Below are 2,942 nucleotides of genomic sequence, written 5' to 3'. Positions count from 1 at the left end.
ACTTGTTTTAGAGCAGCGGCTTGAAACACATAATCCACTCCACGCATCGCACTATAGATACTATTGTAATTACGTACATCGCCTATGTAAAACTTTACCTTAGGATTGTTTAAACGCACACGCATGTCGTGTTGTTTTTTTTCATCCCGTGAAAAAATACGTATTTCTTTAATATCGGTGTCTAAAAACCGATTTAGTACGGCATTCCCGAAAGAGCCTGTACCTCCGGTAATTAATAAGGTTTTATTTTTGAACATAAGTTGTAATTTTTTTATAATAATTTTCCCAAATATGAATATTTGTTTTTATATCAAATTTCGATTTGCATAATTCATATGCATTATCACGCATTTGCGTATAAGCGGTTTTATCAAGACTCAAAAGTTCTTGCAGTCTTTTTGCCAACGGGACTACTTCACCCTCTATCCAAGCTCCAGCTTTATGTTTCTCTAAAAGTTGCCATGGTGTATTTTTAGAAGCAATTACCGGTGTACCCTGCGCCAAGGCCTCCAAAACAACATTGCCAAAATTTTCTGATTTAGAAGGCAATATTAAAGCTTTACTAGCTGCTATTGCTTGGTGTTTAGCCTCACCATCTAAATGTCCTTTAAAGGTTACGACTTTTTCTAATGCTAATTCCTTTATTTGTTCCTTTAATGTTTGCATATAAGCGACCTCGTACTCTAATCTAGCTGATCCAATTATATCTAATTTTGCACTTGGATATAACTTATTAACTTCGGCTATGGCGGAAATTAAGATATGGATGTTTTTAATAGGGTTTATTCTGCCTACAAAAACAAAGTTATCATTTATATCTGCATTATATTTTTCAGGCATTTCAATATAGTTTGGAATCACTATAGTGCTTTTAGCCCTTGGAAATGTTTTGTTAATAATGTCTAGCTCAAAATTATTAGTCGCATGAAAATTAATTTTGCTTTGAAAATGTTTAATTACTGCTAACCATATTTTTTTTTTAAATGCTTTTTGACTCACCGCTGCTTGATACAATTCCCCCCGTGGCGACATTACAATAGCCTTATTTCTACGTATTGCCATTAATAGAATTGGCAATGTTGGCGGAAAAAACATACTAGAAAACTGGACAACTTCAGCTGTTTTAAGTACTTGCAAACATTGCTTGATATACTGTCTCCCCTTTCCATTAAAAAAAAACACTTTATGCCCTTTGCCATATTCTTTAGTATTTATTGGCGCAGCAACACCAAAGTTTGTGGCTACTATAGTGCTAGAAAACTCATTTGGATTTAAAGCGCTATTTAACCAATACAAGGTGTTGGCTGGCCCACCCGCTTGAGATGGAAAGTAACATAATATAGGGTGAAAAATTTTCATAAAAATTCTCTAATAATTTTTGCTGGATTTCCTGCAACTATTACATTTTCAGGTACATCTTTAGTTACAACAGAACCTGATGCAACAATTGAATTATTTCCTATATGTTTTGCTTGTGATAAAATAATTGCTCTTGCTCCAATCCAGACATTTTCACCAATTGACTTTTTGACTTTAATGGGTTTTGATTTAGGGTTTAAACCATGATCATGAGACATTATTGTCGCATTCTCGGAAATAACTACATTATCCCCTATCGTCAAACCACCGCTATAATCTAATTCAACATTTTTATTAACTTGGGTATTATTTCCAATAATTAAAGTACTATCACTAAATTCTGTAAAAATATTAACCTTTCTTCCAATTGATACATTTTTTCCTAATGAAACATTTTTAGGATATCGAATTACAGCTCCCTTTTGTATTAAAACGTTCTTTTCTAGATTCTTCAAATTAAATTTCCAAAAGAAACTTGATATTTTCTCATATAAAGCCACATAAATAACTTTACTAAGTATAGCAGTAGTCATTAACAAACCAAAAGGTTTGAAATTCCAAAAACGTATTAGTTTATTTTTCATTATCCAGTGTTTTTAAAAGTAAATCTTCATGATCTAAAAGTGAACCATCAATGATTTTTGCCATAGTTTGTAACCCATTTAATCCTACTTTTTCAAGAGTAGCATTTTCCTTTAAATACTTAGTTATTATAATAGCCGAATTATCAGCGTCTTTTACAGGAATTTCTATACAATTATCTAAATGCTTCATTCTTCCTGGAATACCACCAACAAAGGTTGTGAAAATGGGCAGTGCACCTGCCATAGCTTCATAGAGCACCCTTGGAAAGCCTTCATGATATGAAGGAAACACAAATACGTTTGCTTGGTTATAAAATGCTTGTAACTGTGTTGCATCAGCTATTTGACCATGTAAAGTTACATTAGAAGCTAATCCTTTTTCTTTAATTACTTCAGAAATATCTTCATACAAATCGCCACCACCTATAATGTCTAATTTAAAATTAAACTTATTATTTTTTAAATGATGTGCTATTTCAATTAACTCATTAATCCCCTTTGCTTTTTCTACTCTACCTACAAACAATAAATTGATAACCTTATAATTGTAATAATCACGGTCTTGTTTTAAGTCTTGAGGTTTAATAGAAATCATAGGTTTTATAACCTCAACATTATTACAAAACTTATTTAATTTTGGCACAAAGGCCGGTGATATAGTTAGCATAAACCGACTATTTTTCAGTACCATTTTATCAAACCTATTATTATTAAAATACTCGCCTCTTACATACAAGCCATAAGGTTTATTTAATAGTATCGCTAGTACTCCAACTAATGTCCCTAAAGACCCAGGATAGAATATGTAGATAACATCGTATTTTAAAAGTATGCCTATTAATTTAAATAAAAATAAAGGGTGCTTTTTACTAGGTAGATTATGATTAGCGATGCTGGTAGCTGTAATATCATAATTTTGTAAATTAGAATTGTGGTTATACACGGTTGTAAATTGTGAAAAACCTACTTGAAAATTCTCATTAACCTTACTTAAGAAAT

At 31.7% G+C, this 2,942-nt stretch carries 4 protein-coding genes; all 4 read right to left on the bottom strand.

What is annotated here, in order from left to right:
• Positions 1 to 257: polysaccharide biosynthesis protein (locus VKY47_RS03320; RefSeq protein ID WP_324310338.1), on the bottom strand; the 257-nt coding region annotated here is incomplete at its 3' end.
• Positions 244 to 1,359 carry a glycosyltransferase gene (locus VKY47_RS03315; protein WP_324310336.1) on the bottom strand — a complete coding sequence of 372 codons (1,116 nt, stop codon included), beginning with the start codon at positions 1,357 to 1,359 and terminating at the stop codon, positions 244 to 246. The genes VKY47_RS03315 and VKY47_RS03320, both read right to left, overlap by 14 nt.
• Positions 1,356 to 1,943, bottom strand: a complete 588-nt coding sequence (locus VKY47_RS03310) for an acyltransferase (RefSeq protein WP_324310335.1) — start codon at positions 1,941 to 1,943, stop codon at positions 1,356 to 1,358. The genes VKY47_RS03315 and VKY47_RS03310 overlap by 4 nt, the downstream gene beginning before the upstream one ends.
• The coding region (locus VKY47_RS03305; RefSeq protein ID WP_324310333.1) for a glycosyltransferase family 4 protein at positions 1,933 to 2,942 on the bottom strand (1,010 nt) is incomplete at its 5' end. The genes VKY47_RS03310 and VKY47_RS03305, both read right to left, overlap by 11 nt.

The organism is Xanthomarina sp., from assembly GCF_035306705.1.
In the GTDB taxonomy this organism is placed as follows: domain Bacteria; phylum Bacteroidota; class Bacteroidia; order Flavobacteriales; family Flavobacteriaceae; genus Xanthomarina.
This window is presented reverse-complemented; position numbering and strand designations above follow the sequence as displayed.